Source organism: Chlorobaculum sp. MV4-Y (assembly GCF_025244685.1).
Lineage (GTDB): Bacteria > Bacteroidota > Chlorobiia > Chlorobiales > Chlorobiaceae > Chlorobaculum.
Genome location: NZ_CP104202.1, coordinates 1,868,048 through 1,885,960 on the forward strand (window position 1 = coordinate 1,868,048; position 17,913 = coordinate 1,885,960).

General features: G+C 57.2%; 15 protein-coding genes and 1 pseudogene. 3 read left to right on the plus strand and 13 right to left on the minus strand.

The features are described from left to right. Positions 1-96: 96 nt before the first annotated feature. The 4 genes from NY406_RS09210 to NY406_RS09225 form a co-directional block, all read right to left on the minus strand. The gene (locus NY406_RS09210; protein ID WP_260533875.1) at positions 97-708 is read right to left on the minus strand and encodes an iron-sulfur cluster assembly scaffold protein; all 612 of its coding nucleotides are present in this window, start codon (positions 706-708) and stop codon (positions 97-99) included. Further along, positions 692-1,900 (minus strand): cysteine desulfurase family protein, encoded by a 1,209-nt coding sequence (locus tag NY406_RS09215; protein WP_260533877.1) that lies wholly within the window; start codon positions 1,898-1,900, stop codon positions 692-694. Before NY406_RS09215 ends, NY406_RS09210 begins: the two co-directional genes overlap by 17 nt. A 230-nt stretch (positions 1,901-2,130) precedes the next feature. Further along, positions 2,131-2,562, minus strand: coding sequence for a helix-turn-helix domain-containing protein (locus tag NY406_RS09220; protein ID WP_260533879.1), 432 nt, complete (start codon positions 2,560-2,562; stop codon positions 2,131-2,133). Positions 2,563-2,801: 239 nt separating this feature from the next. Then, positions 2,802-4,865 carry a tetratricopeptide repeat protein gene (locus NY406_RS09225; protein ID WP_260533881.1) on the minus strand — a complete coding sequence of 688 codons (2,064 nt, stop codon included), beginning with the start codon at positions 4,863-4,865 and terminating at the stop codon, positions 2,802-2,804. Positions 4,866-5,056: 191 nt separating this feature from the next. On the opposite strand from NY406_RS09225, the gene NY406_RS09230 reads away from it, so the two are divergent. The 3 genes from NY406_RS09230 to NY406_RS09240 all read left to right on the plus strand — a co-directional run bounded on the left by NY406_RS09230 (position 5,057) and on the right by NY406_RS09240 (position 7,373). Next, positions 5,057-6,394, plus strand: coding sequence for a hemolysin family protein (locus NY406_RS09230; RefSeq protein ID WP_260533883.1), 1,338 nt, complete (start codon positions 5,057-5,059; stop codon positions 6,392-6,394). Positions 6,395-6,411: 17 nt separating this feature from the next. Next, positions 6,412-6,858 (plus strand): peroxiredoxin, encoded by a 447-nt coding sequence (locus NY406_RS09235; protein WP_260533885.1) that lies wholly within the window; start codon positions 6,412-6,414, stop codon positions 6,856-6,858. A gap of 92 nt (positions 6,859-6,950) precedes the next feature. Then, complete coding sequence (locus NY406_RS09240) at positions 6,951-7,373, plus strand: nucleoside-diphosphate kinase (protein WP_260533887.1); 423 nt, start codon at positions 6,951-6,953, stop codon at positions 7,371-7,373. A gap of 99 nt (positions 7,374-7,472) precedes the next feature. Here the strand turns inward: NY406_RS09240 and NY406_RS09245 are convergent, their stop codons facing one another. The 9 genes and pseudogenes from NY406_RS09245 to NY406_RS09285 all read right to left on the minus strand — a co-directional run bounded on the left by NY406_RS09245 (position 7,473) and on the right by NY406_RS09285 (position 17,832). Beyond that, on the minus strand, positions 7,473-8,573 hold the full coding sequence (locus NY406_RS09245) for an AI-2E family transporter (RefSeq protein WP_260633786.1): 1,101 nt from the start codon (positions 8,571-8,573) through the stop codon (positions 7,473-7,475). A 104-nt stretch (positions 8,574-8,677) separates the two neighbouring features. After that, complete coding sequence (locus tag NY406_RS09250) at positions 8,678-9,424, minus strand: 16S rRNA (uracil(1498)-N(3))-methyltransferase (RefSeq protein ID WP_260533889.1); 747 nt, start codon at positions 9,422-9,424, stop codon at positions 8,678-8,680. Positions 9,425-9,430: 6 nt separating this feature from the next. Continuing rightward, positions 9,431-10,123 carry a ComF family protein gene (locus NY406_RS09255; protein WP_260533891.1) on the minus strand — a complete coding sequence of 231 codons (693 nt, stop codon included), beginning with the start codon at positions 10,121-10,123 and terminating at the stop codon, positions 9,431-9,433. Beyond that, entirely contained in the window at positions 10,116-11,126 is a 1,011-nt protein-coding gene (locus NY406_RS09260; protein ID WP_260533893.1) for an ROK family protein, read from the minus strand. Before NY406_RS09260 ends, NY406_RS09255 begins: the two co-directional genes overlap by 8 nt. Positions 11,127-11,138: 12 nt before the next feature. Then, positions 11,139-11,933 carry an acyl-ACP--UDP-N-acetylglucosamine O-acyltransferase gene (gene lpxA / locus NY406_RS09265; protein WP_260533895.1) on the minus strand — a complete coding sequence of 265 codons (795 nt, stop codon included), beginning with the start codon at positions 11,931-11,933 and terminating at the stop codon, positions 11,139-11,141. Between the two features lie 12 nt (positions 11,934-11,945). Beyond that, positions 11,946-14,585, minus strand: a complete 2,640-nt coding sequence (locus tag NY406_RS09270; protein ID WP_260533897.1) for a DUF2723 domain-containing protein — start codon at positions 14,583-14,585, stop codon at positions 11,946-11,948. Positions 14,586-14,624: 39 nt separating this feature from the next. Then, a complete protein-coding gene (gene hemW / locus NY406_RS09275) occupies positions 14,625-15,752 on the minus strand; it encodes a radical SAM family heme chaperone HemW (protein ID WP_260533899.1) in 1,128 nt (375 codons plus the stop codon). 9 nt (positions 15,753-15,761) lie between these two features. Then, positions 15,762-16,355: a D-glycero-alpha-D-manno-heptose-1,7-bisphosphate 7-phosphatase gene (locus tag NY406_RS09280; RefSeq protein WP_260533901.1), complete on the minus strand. Its 594-nt coding sequence runs from the start codon at positions 16,353-16,355 to the stop codon at positions 15,762-15,764. Between the two features lie 9 nt (positions 16,356-16,364). Next, positions 16,365-17,832: pseudogene (locus NY406_RS09285) on the minus strand (starch synthase). Positions 17,833-17,913: the final 81 nt, after the last annotated feature.

Below are 17,913 nucleotides of genomic sequence, written 5' to 3' on the forward strand. Positions count from 1 at the left end.
GGCGCAACCTCGTGATTCGTCCGGCGAACCGGAGTCGTCGCGAAGCGCGCCCTGCCGCTTCCTTCCCTTGAACTGAAATCCCCCCGGCGGAGACCGTCAGGCTCCGAAATGGATATGGATGTACTTCTGGAGTTCGCTTTCGGCATCCTCCTTGCACAGCCCGCAGACCGTGCTGATCTTGGTGTGCTCCTGAAGCTCGTAGAAGGTGCGTGCGCCTTCGAGCACCGCCTCCTCGATGTCGTGATCGGTCACGTTCATGCACTGGCAAACCGTGCGGGCCTGCACCTTCTGGACGCGGTCGTTCATGCCGTTACGAATGAAATAGTCGTTGATCGCCGCCCTGAGCGCCTTGTCGCCCAGCACCGAGCAGTGAATCTTGTTCTCCGGCAATCCGCCCAGCTCCTTGGCGACCTCTTTCGGCGAAATGTTGAACGCCTCGTCAAGCGTCATGCCCTTGACCATTTCGGACAAAATCGAAGTGCTGGCGATAGCGCTGGCACAGCCGTAGGTTTTCCACTGGCAATCGGCGATCTTTTCGGTCTCCTTGTCCACCTTGATGGCCACCATCATCTGGTCACCACACTGGAGGTTGCCCTCCATACCGACGCCATCGAATGCGCTGGTGTCGGTACCCTGAAGAATATTTTTCGGACTCTCGAAATGCTCCTTGAGTTTCTCCGTATATGCCCATTCACCTGACTGAAGCATTAGTCTCTCCTTTTACTTTGATATAAGCTGTTGACATGTTTCTGATTCTTTCTATGATGCCCGGTAGAACGTCGAGCATGTATTCGACCTCATCGACGGTGGTCGATCGGCCCATGCTGATGCGGATCGAGCCGTGCGCGCGCTCGGCATCGACGCCCGTAGCGAGCAGCACATGCGACGGATCGAGCGAACCCGAAGCACACGCCGACCCGGTCGAAACCGCGATTCCTGCAAGGTCGAGGTAGAGTAAAATCGATTCGCCCTCTGCGCCGGGAAACGACACGTTGAGCGTGTTCGGCATAGAGTCGGTCGGGTGGCCGTTGAAAAGCGCATCGTCGATCCGGGCCGAGATGCCTTCACGCAGCATTTCACGGAAACCGAGCAACCGTTCCGCCTCAGCCGCCATCTCGATCTTGCGCATATCGACCGCCATCGCCAGGCCCATGATGCCGAGCGTGTTTTCGGTGCCCGCACGACGCCCCCGCTCCTGGTGGCCTCCGCGGATGAAGGGACAGTACGGCGTGCCCTTACGGACGTACAACGCGCCAATCCCTTTCGGGCCGTAAATCTTGTGACCAGAGATGGTCAGGAAATCAACGCCAAGATCGTTCACATCGACCGGCACCTTTCCGAACGCCTGCACGGCGTCGGTGTGCATCAACGCTCCGTACTGGTGAGCAAGCACGCTGATCGCTGCAATGTCCTGAATCGTGCCGATCTCGTTGTTGGCCATCATGACCGAAACAAGGCCAACGCCACCCGACTTCAGAAACTCTTCGAGCTGCCCGAGGTCGATCTTGCCATAAGCGTCCACATCAAGATAGCTCACATCGACGCCGCGATGAACAAGGCATTGAGAGGTCTCCAGCACGCACGGATGCTCGATGCGGCTGGTCACGATTTTCGGTCTCATGCCCGGAAAACACTGGCCGGTGCCACACGCAAACAGCGACAGCACGGTATTGTTACCCTCCGAGCCACTTCCGGTGAAAACGATCTCGCTCTCGTCAGCCCCCATGAAAGCCGCCACTCGATGACGCGCATCCTCGACATTGGCGCGGGCCTCGCGACCAAACGCATGCATACTCGAAGGATTGCCAAACATCTCCATGGCCGCCACCAGCTCCTTCTTCACCTCGGGATGCAGAGGCGTGGTGGCATTATGATCGAAGTAAATCTGTCTTGATGGCATAACTGGTTTCTGAATTTCAATGATTTTTGCCGCAAGCAGGACAAAGATAAGGTTATTACCGATGAACACCCATGCAGAAAGATAAGGTTCCCGGCATCAAACAAATATGGACTAAAATAGTCTTGCTTTATTTGAAAAGCAAACGGTGAGAGAGAAAAATGGAGTTTCCGGGGATGGGACAGACTGAAGCAGAAATGAAGCCACAAGGCGGTTCCTTGACTGAACCCGCCTCAGAACCGTCCAAAAAAGAACAGAAGCATCAGGGTAATGAGAATGACAGCGGCCGCAGTTGCGCCCACGATCAACCAACGACGCTTTTTACCTTGTGACTTGGACACAAACCCATTCGGACCGTCAGTAACTAACTGGGCTGGAGGCGGTACCGAAAAGTTCGAGGCAGAAATACCCAGTTCACTCCGACACGCATCGAGCAAAGCATCGTCGCCGACACCAAGTTCCGCGGCATACTTCTTGAGATAGGAGTGAACGTAAAGAGGCGGCAAAAAGCTAAAATCACCCTCTTCGATTTTTTCGATATGGGTGCTGCGAATCTTGATCAGGCGAGCGATTTCATCGACAGAGAGGGCTCTCTGAACGCGCGCTTGCCTGAGCGCCCGGACAAGCCGTTCAAGTGAACTCCTGTCCAAAGTCTCATCGGGCATTGGAAGGGAATGGTTTTTTGTGATAAAAACACCACTGATTTATTTTTAAATCTATAAAAAAATAGTGTTTTGCCCCAAAGTAATAATCAGCACACCGCAGAGATTCAGCTGTGAAATGCGGCAAAAAGCACTACTGCCTGTTACGAAATGACAACAAACCACAAGGCGCTCCTGCTTAATCCACGCGACGAATGCTATACCAGCATTACATCATTATATCAGCCCCTTAGAGGGAAAAATCATTCGGCACCGTAAGGGCCGAGCCATAGCCAGGCTTGAGTACCCATCGGACCGGCATGCTGTACAGCTTTTTTCAGAATATCCGAACCCGATGCTCCGGATTCGGATGCCTTTTTCAGGAGTTGTTTCAGGCTGACATGCTCATTTTCCTGCATCGGTTTCCAGGAAAGAAACAGCTGGTCTCCCGGATGAAACAGCTTGTAAATCGCGGCCTTCTCAGGACTTGACGCATCGAAAAACACAATATCACCTTGTGGTTTAACGGCTACATACAAAAGCGATTCGCCAGCAGAAAAAAGCCATGAAACCTGATGATCAGTGCCGAGCATAGGGCCCCGACCAAGCAAGTGAAACGGCTCCGCAGTTCGTGAAACGAAGATAATGTGCCGGTAATCAGAGAGGCGATCACCCATCGATTGTAGAAGCGTGTCGCTCAACCACCGGCGATCATCATCGTCGGCAAGTATCGCCTCGAGATTCGGGCTGGCAGAGGCCAGCCGCTGCCGCAGCGTGGCAAAGCGGTCCCTGACCTGCGCTCCCGGCACTTTCGCGGTGACAATCTGCAACTCCCTGCTGCTGACCAGCATCGAGGTCGAAAGCGAGTCCCTGACAAAAAATCTGATCAGCGCCTCGTCTGAGCGAAGGTGTTTCTGAAGCGTGCGTAAGGTGAGAAGCCGGGGCTGCAACCGCTCGGAAACCGCGCTGTCAACTTTGGACGCCTCCGCTATCAGCTCGATCAGCCGCCCCTGCTTCTCCCTGATAGCCTTGTCAACAACAGGAGCAAGCGCAAAACCCGTCCCATCTTCAAGTATGTTGATCTTTCGCTGGAGCAATCCTGAAATATCCCTGGTCAGTTCAATGATCTCGTTTTGCACAGCTTCATGGCCCGGCGGCAAACGGAATCCGGCAATACCTGCATGTACCAGACGCCGCTGCTCCAGGTAGTCAGCCATGGCGCTGGCGTCGAAAAGCTCGATGTACCGTCTTTCAGCAGCCAGAAGATCGCCAAGCTCACCAGCCGCCTCCCGCTCAAGGGTGACATAGTCGGTAGCCGTGGCGGGTATACCGTAATGCTGACAGGCAGCAAGCCCGAGCCGGTATGCTTCGATCCGCTCGGCGGGAGGAAGCTCGACAGAACGGCCAAGCATGAAGAGCGCCGCAACTTTCGCAAATGGCATGTTTCTCTGCCCAAAATATTCGATGACGCTGCGATACGTATCAGGTTTACGGACAATGATGTTGTTGGATTCATACTGGAGGATGGCCACAAGCCTGGGATAACCGGCCTCTTGTGCAATGGCCAGCGCGCGAAACAACAGATAGCTGGCGTTCGGACGCTGCTTTTCCATTTGCTGGAGACTCTTGGCTGCAATACGCAACGCCTTGATCTTCACCTCCGGAGACGCATTCATCTTTGTCACCCGGCCTGAAATCATGGCGATCTTTCCTGCCAGATTGTCCGGCGTATCGAGACCGGCTACTCTACCCGTCAGGGCACAATCGAGAATCCCGGAAAGACCCGATATTTTGATGGCATTATCATCTGAAGTCGAAAGTCTCGTATAGATACGCAAGGCATCAATGATCTTTCCTGCCCTGAACAAAAGACGCGCCTCATCAAAGAGCTGCCATGCATCAGGATTTCTGAGCGAAGCCATGACCGATGCTGCCTGACCGTACATGCCAAGCTCGGCATACATTCTTCCCGTATCGAGCGCTACAGCGGTGTGCAGCGAATCAGGCAGGGTTTTGCCGCCATGCCGCCGGATAGCATCCCAAGTGCGGAATGCACCGGAGTAACGCCCGGTAAGAAACTCGATCCGGCTCTTCCGGCAAAGCGCATCCAGAGCCTTCTGACTGAACCCATTCAGGGTATCTGCGGCCAGTGCCCGATCGTAGCGGTCAAGTGCATCCGGATACTTCTTGAGCCGATAGAAGCGAGCCGCCTCTTCGTACAGGGAAGCAGTATCCGCGTCCTGCCCCTGATGGCTGCACGAAAAAAGCGGTAGCACAAAGCAGAGCGACAAGAGGCTGCGCAGGCACAACGATCGAACAGTTTTCATAGCGAACCGGAAGAGTAATGATGTGTTATTTTGATTTTACACAGAAATTCGCCGCCGGGCAAGCATCATCGCTCTGACAATGGCAACGCCTTTCAATGAAACGTTCAAAACACCAAACCGGTTATGTGAAGGTATTGCTGTATCTTGAGATATATCAAAGCATAACATGCCGGGTCACTGAACCTTAACTTATGAGTCCCCAAAGCGCAGAAGCGATCATCATCATCCTGCTGATCCTCTTCGAAGGAGTCCTCTCTCTGGCGGAGTTCGCCATCATCTCTTCGAGCCCGGCCCGCCTGCGCGAGCTGCGGGAAGCGGGATGCCCATCGGCAACGGTCGCACTGAAACTTCAGGACAATGCTGCCAGATTCCTCTCATCCATCAAAGTAACCACCACCCTGATCACCACCCTGACGAGCGTTTTGGGCGGACTTTTTTTTGCCGAACCACTCGCGGCGCTGTTCAGCCGTCTCGCCATACTTGAGCCCTACCGCCATCCTCTTGCGCTCACGGTCGTCATTGCATCACTCGCTTACCTGACTCACGTGATCGGCGGACTGCTTCCGAAAAAATTCGCCCTCCGCCATCCCGAGTCTATCGCGGTAAAAATCTCCGGATTCATCGACAAACTCTGCGCAATCACCTTTCCGGCAGCGTTTCTCGCCGACGCTTCGGCATCCATGCTGCTCCGGACACTCGGCATGGAGGCAGACGAAAAGCCCCAGATCAGCGACGAAGATGTGATGCTCATGATCCGGCAGGGCACCAAGAAGGGGGTGTTTGAATCGGTCGAGTACGAGATGATTTCGAGAATTTTCCGCATGAGCGACAAGCGGGCCAGCGCCATCATGACGCCACGCAGCGCGATCGAGTGGCTCGACCTGGAAAGACCTGACGAGGAGCTGGTCGCGCGGATCAAGGCCAGCGGCCGCTCGCGCTTTCCGGTGGCGAAGGGAAGCCTCGACGAACTTCAGGGCGTCGTCAGGTCGCTCGACCTGGTCAACTTCAGCCTCTCGTCGAAAGGCGGCAGCATTCGGGAAGCAATAAGGGCATCAATGAAGCCACCGCTCTTCGTGCCCGAATCGGTACCAGCCTTCCATGTGCTTGAACTTTTCAAGAAAAACCGCGCGCAACTGGCGCTGGTGATCGACGAACACGGCTCGGTACAGGGAGCCATCACCCTCACCGACGTACTCGAAAGCATCGTCGGCGACGTGCCGGCGGACGATGTCGAGGGCGACCAGAAACGCATCGTGCGCAGAAGCGAGCGCACCTGGCTGGTCGATGGCATGGTGCCGGTCGATGAGTTTCTCGCGGCCTTCAACCTCGAAGCCGACAAATTCTTCGACGAGGGCGAACCCCGTTACGACACGATGGGCGGCTTCATGATGACCCGCCTCGGCGAGGTGCCCTCGGTCTCCGACTCCGTCCGATGGAACGACCTCACCTTCAAGGTGATCAAAATGAACGGAAAGCGGGTCGGGCGCATTCTTGTTGAACAGGAGGCAAAAAACGCCGATAAAAAATAACCAAACCATAGAAAGCAATGATCAAAGAAGGTAAAATCGCCCCGGATTTCACGCTTCCCGACAGCGAGGGCAAAATGGTTTCCCTGTCGGAGTTCAAAGGCCGCAAAGTGCTCCTGATCTTTTACCCTGGCGACGATACGCCGGTCTGCACAGCGCAGCTCTGCGACTACCGCAACAACGTCACGGCCTTCACCAGCAGGGGAATCGAGGTGATCGGCATCAGCGGCGACAGCCCGGAGTCGCACAAGCAGTTTGCCGAAAAGCACGAACTCCCCTTCCTGCTCCTGAGCGACCAGCAGCGCACGGTCGCCAAAGCGTATGACGCACTCGGCTTTCTCGGCATGGCGCAACGCGCCTATGTGCTCATCGACGAACAGGGCACGGTGCTGCTCTCATACAGCGACTTTCTGCCGGTCACCTACCAGCCGATGAAAGATCTGCTCGCCCGCATCGACGCATCGTAACGATTGATGCGACACGCTGAGGTTGCCCGAATCCAAATCTTTTTTCGTATCTTCGCGGGCAAACTTTTCAGAACAAAATGCAGACCCGAATAATGGAACGTACCCTTACCATACTGAAACCCGATTGCGTGCGCAAGCAGCTTATCGGCGCTGTCACCGACATGATCGAGCGCGCCGGTTTCCGCATCGTGGCGATGAAGAAAACCCGCCTCACCAAAGAGACCGCCGGCGCATTTTACGCCGTGCACAAGGAGCGCCCCTTCTACGGCGAGCTGGTCGATTTCATGTCGTCCGGCCCGTGCGTGCCGATGATCCTCGAAAAAGAGAACGCCGTGGCTGACTTCCGCACGCTGATCGGCGCAACCGATCCGGCGCAGGCCGACGAGGGCACCGTCCGCAAGCTCTATGCCGACAGCAAGGGCGAAAACATCATTCACGGCTCCGACTCCGCCGAGAACGCCGCCATCGAAGGCGCCTTCTTTTTCTCCGCCGAAGAGGTGGTCAGGGTTGACTGATTGGAATCAGGAGTGACCGGACTTCATAAAAAAGAGCGGCCTGAATTCATCATCGGGCCGCTCTTTTTTGTTTTACTCACACGCTGCCTTGTCACGACCTCAGGGCGCTGATCCATCGCTTCCCGCAGCCGGCCTGCCACCCGAACGCCGTTCGATCAGCGACTCGCTAAAGGTCTCACCGTAAATGTCCCACACCGTCACGAACAGCGCCGCAATGACCGGGCCAATGATGAATCCGGGCAGGCCAAACATGCCGATGCCGCCGAGTGTGCCGAAAAAGATGAACAGCTCGTGCATGCTGGTGTCGCGCCCGACCAGAATCGGACGGAGGACATTGTCAATCTGGCCGACGATGATACTGCAAAAGAGAAAGAGGCCGATCGCCTGCGTATAGTTACCCGACAAGGCCAGGATAATGACTGCCGGAACCCAGATAATGGGCGAACCGATAAGTGGCAAAAGCGACAGTGTCGCCATGATCGCTCCCCAGAACACCGCCTGGTTGATGCCAGCCACATAAAAAGCAAAACCGGCCAGAGTCCCCTGAATGACGCCAATGATGAGCGAGCCTTTCAGCGAGGCTCTTGTAACCGACACGAAACGGTCAAAAAGGCGCTTCTGATCACTCTCGTTCAAGGGAAGGTAGTACTTGATGCGCTCCAGAAGCTCGTGACCGTCCCGGAGCAGAAAGAACATGGTGTACCAGAAGATGATAAAAAGCACCAGATCGTAGATCGCCGTCCAGGTGATCGCCGAAAAACTGCTGAGAACCGACGAGCCGAGATTGCCGAGAATTTCGGCAGCTTTTTCAAGAATCAGGTCGCTATAGCTCTCGATATCCTTGTAGAAAGGCAAGCTCGAAAGCATGTGCATGAACCCTTCGGGGTCGCGAAGCTGTTCGCGAATCAGCGGAATGGCCGTGCTGCTCAAAGAAAGGGCCTGCAGAATTACCACGGTGAAAACAACTGCCAGCGGCAGGAAAACCATGAGGAAAACGATGAAAATGGTCATCGAGGCGCTCAGGCTCCGATGGCCCTTGAAAAGGGTGATAAACCGGCTGAACAGCGGGTAGGCCAGTCCCGTAAAAATACTGGCAAGCAGAATCGTCACCAGAAACTGCCGGATCATCGTCAGAAAGAGCGCGGAAATCAACAGCGTCGCAACCAGAACGGCGATCTTGTTGAATTGCGGTGTGTTCATCCGTGTCATGGCAGTCGGGCAACCTCCATCGTTAGAAAATTTCCCTTCAATTTAACCTGCCCGGCGCATCACTGCAAAAAGTGATTTGAGCGCAGCAGTATCGGTCAAAGACGCTTTGAGGGATCGGCTTCCGCCAGCAGCCTGGCCCGGACAAGGGCAACGGCGAAGATTCCGGCGGTCTCGGCCCGCAGCACCGACTCTCCGAAGGAGACTGGCGTGAAGCCGGCCTCGACAGCATCGGCGACTTCTGCATCGGTAAAGCCCCCCTCGCCGCCAACGAGGAAGAGTATCTTTTTCCCGGCTGGCTCGAATGCTGGAAAGCCCTTTTCGCTTTCGTGGGCGATCAGACACAGATCGTAGCCGTCGAGGCGGAGCGCTTCGCGGAAAGCGAGCGGATGTGAAAGTTCGGGAAGATGAAAGCGACGGCTCTGGCGGGCGGCGGACAGCACAATGCCACGCCAGCGTTCAATCTTCCGTTCGATCTTTCCGGAATCGGGCGTCGAAACAGTACGCTTCGTGATCATTGGCACGATGCGGGTGACACCCAGTTCGGTTGCCTTTTCGAGGAAGAGATCGAAGCGCTGCGGCAGCTTCAGGAGTGACAGGGCCACGGTGACCTGCGTTTCCGGCGGCGGCACCGTACGCGGGTTGCGGATCGCGCCTTCGATCGAGTGCTTGCCAATGGCTTCGACCACCAGCTCCGCCGTGAAGCCCGAGCCGTCGGTCACAGGCACCACGTCGCCCGGCTGGCAGCGCAACACACGGGCGAGATGGTGGAACTCTTCGCCGTCGATCACTGCACGAGCATGTTCAAGATCGAGCTGGTGCGGCAAAACGTAAAACAGATCCATCTCCGGCTACTCCTTTTCGGTAAGGGCAACGGTCGCAAAAGCCACCTCGACAGCACCCGCTGCTTTCAGTGCTTCCGCAGCAGCCACCATCGTCGCGCCGGTCGTAAGCACATCGTCCACCAGCAGCACTCTTTCAGTACAGCGTTCGCGTCCTGGACGAAAAGCTCCCGCCATGTTCTCGCGCCGTGCCTTTATACCAAGTCCGGTCTGCGTGTCGGTATAGACGCAACGCTCGAGGCTCCGCGTCGAAACGGGCAGAGCGAGCAGACCAGCCATGCCGCGGGCAAGCGCTTCGGCCTGGTTGTACGTGCGCTCGATGCGCTTGAGATGATGCAGCGGCACCGGCACGATCGCGTCGAACCCGACCGGAGCACTCCCCTGACGGATAAGCTCTCCGAGCCGCTTGCCGAACAGTTCGCCCAAGGGAAACAATCCGCCATATTTCATGGCATGCATCGCCTCGTGCAGACTTCCGCTGCTGCGGTAAGGGTAGAGGCACCATGCCGCGGATGGAACCGCCTTCTCGCCAAAGTGCGCACGCACCGTGCTTTTGAGCGCCGCGCCTCCGGCAAGCACAGACGGAAACGGCTTGAAATCATTGAAGCATCCGGCGCAGATGTGCTCCTCGCCCTCACCGAGCGGCTTCTGGCAGAGGGTGCAGACCTCGGGAAAGAGCAGGTGCACCAGCCCCTCAAGCATCGCGATTCGAGGATTGAACGGAGTTGAAACAGAGCGCCGCCGCGCCGTAGATTCCGGCCTTGTTGCCAAGCCGCGCCGGAACGATCTCCAGCCCGTCGTGCATCGAGGGCAGGGTTGAGCGATGCAGTTGCATCATGGCCGGCTTGAAAATCAGCTCGCCAGCGGCAGCAATACCTCCACCGATCACAAACTTGCGGATATCCATCAGGGCGGTGATGTTGGCCAGCCCGACGCCGAGAATGGTGCCAATCCGCTCCCACGTGCGCAGAGCAGCGGCATCACCTTCCTTGGCAGCCTGTTCGAGATGGCGGGGAGAGAGGCGGGAAAAATCGCGGCTGCACAGTTCATTGAGACGCGGTGAACGCGATGCCCCCATCTCCGGGCTGCACGCCAGCTCGACGATGCGTTCCTTGCCGATCAGCCCCTCGATGGTACCCCGAATGCCTGCGTGGACACGCTCACCCTCGAAATCGATGATCATGAAACCAATCTCTCCCGCCGTACCAGTGGGGCCGCGATAGAGCTTCCGGTCGAGAATGATGCCGCCGCCCACACCAGTACCGAGCGTCACCAGCATGAAGTCGCGGAAAGCGTTGCCGCCGCCAAAAATCGCTTCACCGTAGGCGGCTGCGTTGGCGTCGTTCTCGATGATGACGGGCGAAAAGAGGCCGTAGGCCTGTTCGAGACGCATCTGCAGCTGATCGCGCAGATCGTAACGCCCCCAGCCAGGCAGATTCGGCGGATAGGAGAGCGTGCCCTTCTCGGCATCGACCGCACCCGGAGCGCCAAGGCCGATCCCTGCAAAAAAGCCGGTGTCAAGCATCTCGGCAGCTCGTTGGTAAATCGCGTCGGCCATGAACGCCAGTTGCCGAACGACGCCCTCAGGGCCGGCGGCGGCATCGGTCGGCTGGGTATCCTCGAAGAGAATCCCTTCAGACTCACCGACGACAGCCACCTTGATGTTCGTCCCGCCGAGATCGATGCCAAGCGCCCATGATGGCATATCCGTAACTGCTTATGAATTGAAGGGCTTGAGAAACTTCCGGTTGTACACTCCCGATGCGAAGAAGTCGAGGATTTCAACCACTTCCGGAGTCGGCGGAAGATCGCGGCGCACGGTTTCGAGCGCCGTGGAGAGCAGCAGGCCCGACTGGAAAATGACGCGGTAGGCGTCCCTGATGTTGCTGAGCTGTTCGGAGGTGAAACCACGCCGCTTCAGGCCGATGACATTGAGTCCCTCGTACCGGAACGAGGCATGCCCGCCAGCCATGACAAAGGGTGGGACATCAAGCGCCGCACGGGAGATGCCGCCAACCATCGCGTACCGCCCGATCCTGACGAACTGATGCACCCCGGCCAGACCACCGACCACCACGTAATCGCCAACGTTGCAGTGGCCACCAAACTGCACCGAGTTGGCAATCACCACATGGTTGCCGATCACGCAGTCGTGTCCCGCGTGGACGTAAGCCATGATGAGATTGTCGGAACCAACCACGGTCTTGCCACTGGCCTTGGTGCCGCGGTTCAGGGTCACACACTCGCGGATGACCGTCCGGTCGCCGATGTGAAGATAGGTCTTCTCCCCGGCGTATTTGAGATCCTGAGGTGCGGTCGAAAGCACCGCGCCGGTCGAAATCCGGCACTCGTTACCGATGCGCGCCCCGTCGGCGATATGGACATGAGGCCCGATGACCGTGCCATCGCCGATGACGACATCATCTTCGATCACGGTGTAAGGGCCGACCTCGACACCTTCGCCGAGCACGGCTCCGGAGCCGATGACCGCTGTAGCATGAATATTGCTCATTGAAAAAACAAACTATTGCTTGAGTGAATCCAGACGCCTCTGCAATCCGGGAAGCTCCATTTCGAGTTCCTTCATAATGCCATCTGCCTCGTGAACCTTTCCTGCTGCGCGATAAGCCTGTGCCAGGGCAAAGTACAGTTCGGGATACTGTCCAACGCTGGTACGGGCCGCCAACATTTTAAGATAGTGAATATAAGGATATGCTTTTTCGTTTGCACCGCCTGCGGCATACATAGCGGCCACCGATCCGGCAAGCTTCGGCGTAACCGGGTAGCGGCTCAACGGAAAGAGCCGGGCGTAGCGGTCGAGCACGTCGAGCGCGAGCCGCCCCGATCGCACGGTTTTGCGAGCGCCGGAAGCGCCAGGAACCATCACCGGTGCGTCCGGCGAAGCGGAGAGCATCAGTGCGAGGCGCGCGAAAAGCGGCGGATAGTTGCCGAGCAGGTTCCGCGAAGTCTCGTCGATGTTGACGGCGAGGTTGCCGGTGTTGCGATAGCGGTAGACGTTGAACAGATTGCCGTAGAGCGTGCCGGGATCGGCGAAGCTCAGGGCCGATTCGCTTTTCAGTGGCACAACGCGATAAACCAGCCCGTCGAGACGCAGATTGCGGTCGAGGCCGGTCATTTCGGCGGGATCGACGGTCAGCGCGAAGTAGATCGGGCGCTTGCCGAAATTGTCAACTACGATGGCGTAAACAGCAATGTCCTGCGGGCGGAGGAATCCCTGGCCCTGATACGTCAGCGCGGGTTTGATCGTCCAGCGCAGCGAGTCGGAGGGCGCGCCCGGCAGGGCGACGCCGGAACGTTGGGCGTCATCGTAGAGCTTTCGCGCCTCGCGTCCCGCCGGAACAGCCACCTCAACCGAATCGACCGGCACGTAGGAGATGTTGGCAAGGTCGTCGTCGCGCATTTCGATATTGACCGGTTTGGCACCCCGCGGGCTGTCGTGCTTGAGTTGCAGCAGGTACCAGCCGGTATTGGCCAGACTGAGATTGACCACCCGGACATCGGTTCTGATCCGTTCCACCTCCTGCAAATACCAGAGCGGAAAGGTGTCGTTATCGCCGTTGGTAAAGAGGATGGCGTCCTTGTCGCAACTCTGCAAAATGTTCCACGCCCAGTCCCACGGCACGTAATTGCCAGAGCGGTCGTGCGTGCGGTAGTTGGCCATGAGCATCCGCCCGTCGATCGAGAGGAGGCCGGAAACCGCCACCGCGATGGCCAGCCAGACGGCGTGCGTTGGCGTCAGTGACTTCAGGCGGCTGGAAATCCAGGCAAAGAGGCGCTCGATGCCAATACCAATCCAGAGCGAGAAGGCGAAAAAGCTGCCGACGTAGCTGTAGTCGCGCTCGCGAGGCTGAGGCTCCGGCTGGTTGAGATAGACGACGAGGATCACGCCGGTCATCAGAAAGAGCACCGCCACCGGCAACGCCATCTTCCAGTTTTTCCGGAAATGACACCACGCCCCGAACAGTCCCGCGAGGAACGGAACTCCCCACAGCTGTCCCCAATCGACCACCGCCCCCTCGACATCGGAGGAGCGACCGATAAACTGCCAGCCGAAATAGCGCAGGTACATGTGATCGAGCTGATAGCGCCAGAAGTAGTCCCACTCGCTGGAGTACTTCTGGTAGAAATACTGATAGACCGGTTCGGGCGACCAGCGGCGCGGCCAGAGCGGCCACTCGCCGTACTGCTCGCGGTTGACGTAGGAGAAAAAGGCCTGAAGCGTCGAGGGGTTATTCTCGTTGATCGGCGGACCGGCATGGGCACGCACAAAAATCAGCAGGTAAGAGGTGTAGCCGAGGATGAGCAAGAGCACCGAGAGCAAGGCGAGATTCATCAACGGAATGCGTTTCCAGTGGCTGTACCAGATTCCGGAAAGCAACAGCGCGACAACGGCGAGCAGTCCCCACCAAGAGGTGGTGACGAGCAGCACCGGTATGCCCTTGATGATCAGCTTGTAGATCAGGAAAAACAGCCCGAGACTGAAAAGCGTCATCAGGCTGAACGATTTCAGATCGACGGTATATTTCTTGAAATAGTAGATCAGCACCAGTGCGAAGAGCGCGAGCAGGCAAAGCAGGTGCACGCCGATGGAGAGACCGATCAGGTACATCACGCCAAGCAGCCACCGCTCGCTGCCGGGCATGGGTTCTTCGTCGTACCAGCAAAGCATCATCCAGAAGATGGTGGCCGTCAACAGCGACGAAGCCGCCCAGAGACCGGTTTCCGTGGCGTTGAACCAGAAGCTGTCAGAAAAGGCGAGCGCCAGAGCACCCACCGCCGCGCCTGCGTAAGCAGCGATCTGTTCATGCAAGCTCCAACCGTCCGGCTTCGAGTCGCGATAGAGCGCAATCAACCGGACGATGATCAGGTAGGTCAGCATGATGGTCGCCGAGCTGATCAGCGTACTGAAAAAGTTGATGCGCGCGCCGATATCGTGGAAAAACGGAAGCAGCGAAAAGAGGTGACCCACCAAGAGGTAAAGCGGAGCGCCGGGGGGATGCGGAATACCGAGAGTGCAGGAGGTGGCGATCACCTCGCCGCAGTCCCAGAACGAGAAGGTCGGGGCCATCGTGGAGAGATAGACCGCTTCGGCGACAAGAAATATACCGGCGGCGATGATCCGGTTCGCGTTTCTGTGACTCATTCGGGACTGGTTGTTAGACGATTCGTATCAGCCAGGCGGTCACTCCGAAAGCAGTTCGGCGGCAACCAGATCGGCGAAAAGAAAACCCGCTTTGGTGAGCAACACCGCGCCGCTTTCAAGTTCGATCCACCCTTTTTCCTGTAACCCGGAAAGCACGGCATCGAGATGCTGATGCCCTAATTTATGCCCTTTTCGCAAAAACCCAACAGCGAGCGGTTTGCGGATTCGCAGGGAGAGAAAAACCTGTTCGTCGAAGCGCTGCGCTTCGGTCAGCGTCTCGCGGAAATCGACCGCTCCGGCGGGATCGGCAAGGTAGCGCGTCAGGCTGCTCACGTTCGAAAAGCGCGTCTCAATGTCGCCATCGACAAGAAAGCTGTGTGCCGCCGGGCCGAAACCGAGGTACGGCTCGCGCATCCAGCTCGCGAGGTTGTAGCGCGAGTGGTGCCCTTCGAGCGCGAAGTTGGAAATTTCGTAGTGGCGATACCTCGCGCCGCCAAGCATCGGCGCGGCCATCCGGTACATCGCCGCCTGCGTCTCCTCGCCGGGCAGGTCGCGGAGGCCTTTGCGCACATCGCGCCACAACCGGGTCTTCTCTTCGAGGGTAAGCATGTAAACCGAAATGTGCTGCGGACGAAGGTCGAGCGCCGTGCGAAGGTCGCTCTCCCATTCGGCCAAGGCCTCGCCTTCCGCGCCGCAGATCAGGTCAATGCTAACCGACGGAAAGCGTTCGAGCGCTTCGGCAACCGTGCGGCGGGCGTCGGCAGCCAAATGCACCCGTCTGAGGGCCTGGAGCTTGCGATCTGAAAAGGACTGCACGCCGATGGAGAGGCGGTTGACACCGACAGATTTCAGCGCATCAAGCGAGGCGGGCGAAAGATCTTCGGGATTGGCTTCGAGCGTGATTTCGGTTTCAGCGGAGATTCGGGCAAAACCGGAAACCTGCGACAGCCAAGCATCGATGAAGGAGGGCGAAACCAGCGACGGTGTGCCGCCACCGAAATGGATCGCCTTGATCGCCTGACCTTCGATCAGCGAGGCTTTTGAAACCGTCTCCACAGCAAGCGCCTCGAAAAAGCGCTCGGTGAAACCGGGTTTGGTGACAAGAAAAAAATCGCAGTAGGGGCAGCGCTCCCGGCAAAAGGGAATGTGCACGTAGAGGCAGATCATCAATGCACCTCAACGGGATGCCTGTCCCAAAATGTAGCCAGTCACGGCCTGATAGAGGTCGTCGGCGACATGATCCGGAAAAATCTGGTGCTGCTCGCAAAGCGACTCCTCGTTGTGACCGGTTCTGACGAGGATCGTCTTCAGCCCGGCCCGCTGTCCGCACTCGACGTCGATCAGCTTGTCACCGATGAAAAACGAGGCGCCACGATCCACCTCGATGCCCTCCTCACGCATGTCGGCGATGGCCTGCTCCACCATGCGGGGCGAGGGTTTACGGTGATCGATGAAGCGGTCGTACTCGGGATGCGGATAGTTGGGATGCGCCGGGCAGTAGTAGCAGCGGTCGTAGGAGGTCTGGCGCGCGGCCAGCAGTTCGTTGAGGTAGTCGTTCACATCCTCGACATCCCGAGGAGTCACAATGCCACGGGCGATGCCCGCCTGGTTGGTGATAAGCACGATCCGGAACCCCGCATCGCGCGCAATCGCGATGGCCTCGTCAGCCCGGTCGATCAGGATAAGCTCTTCGCGGCTCGAGACGTAGCTGCCGATGTCGCGGTTGATCGTTCCATCCCGGTCAAGAAAAAGCACCTTCGCAAACTCCATCACACCACCTCAGCCCAGCAGATTGCGGTAGAGTTCGGCGTACTGCCCCGCCGACGTGCTCCATGAAAAAATCGCGCCCCATGCATTCAAGCATCAGCGCGCTCCAGCGCTCCTTGTCAGCAAACATCGCCAGCGCCTCATGAAGTTTCGCCATCAGGGCATCGGAAGTGTAGTCGGTGAAAATGAAGCCCGTCCCCTTGTCGCCGGAGACCTCCTCGATGGTGTCCACGATGCCGCCGCCTGCGTAGGCGACCGGCACGGTTCCGTAGTTCATGGCAAACATCTGCATCATGCCGCACGCTTCGATACGGGAGGTCATAAGCAGAATGTCAAGTCCGGCGATCATCTGGTGGTAAAACGCATCGGTAAACTCGGACTGGAAGGCCATCTTTCCCTCGTTTTGCTCTGCGGCCTCTTTGAGCACCTGGTCGAACTCCTTGTAACCCGAGCCGAACACGATGAGCTGAATGTCAAGTTCGAGAAGCTTTGCAAGGCTTTCCCGGACAAGTTCCGCACCCTGGTATTGATCGAAGCTTCCGATCACGCCGACAACCGGCGTCTCTTCGGAAAATGGCAGGCCAACCTCTTCAAGCAGCACCTTCTTGTCTTCGAGCTTCATCTCGGGCTGTTCAGCGCTGTAGCGTTTCTTGATGAGCTTGTCGGAGGAGGGGTTCCACTGGCGGGTGTCCATGCCGTTGAGAATGCCGTAGAAACGGTCGCCGCAAGCCTTCAGCGGCTTGTCCAACCCGAACGAAAGCTCCGGATCACCCGCGATCTGGCGGGCGTAACGATCCGACGTGGTAGTAACCAGATCGGCGTGTTTGATGCCGGTAACCAGCAGGTTGACCTCACCGCCATCCATTTCGAGCGCGTCACACACCTCTGCATCGAGATGCTTCTGGAACGCCTTCGACGGGAAAATGCCCTGGCGGTAAACGTTATGAATGGTCTGCACGACCTTCACCTTTTTGAAGAAGTCATGCTTTGCATATCGCGTTTTGGCGAGCAGCGCCACCAGCCCTGCATGCCAGTCGTGGCAATGGATAATGTCGGGCTGCCAGCCGAGGCGCACGAGCGTCTCCATGACGCCGACGCTGAAAAAGATGATTCGTTCAGCGCTGCCCTTGTGGTCGCCTCCGAGCGGAATGTCGGAGAAAAGTCCGTAGCGCTTGAAATATTTCTCGTTATAGAGAAAATAGGTTTGAATCTTGCTTGACGGGAGGGCGGTAACCTTTATATGCAGCATATCGGTCTTGTCCTTGAGAGGAACTTCGATGTCCGACAGCCTGAGCACATCATGCAAACGGAATTTCCGGTCGTTGATGATACCGTATTTGGGCATCATAATGCGCGCCTCGAATCCTTCCTCTTCGAGCGCCTGGGGAAATGATGCCATGTAGTCGGCCAGAGAACTGAGCCTTACAAAAGGAGAACCCTCGCCAGAGACATAAAGAACCTTGAAATTTCTTCTGGCCATCTATCTCAAACTCTGTCTGATTTTTTTCTCAAATCGCTTTCATAGAATACCTTCAGTTTTTAATTTAAGAATTTTCATGCT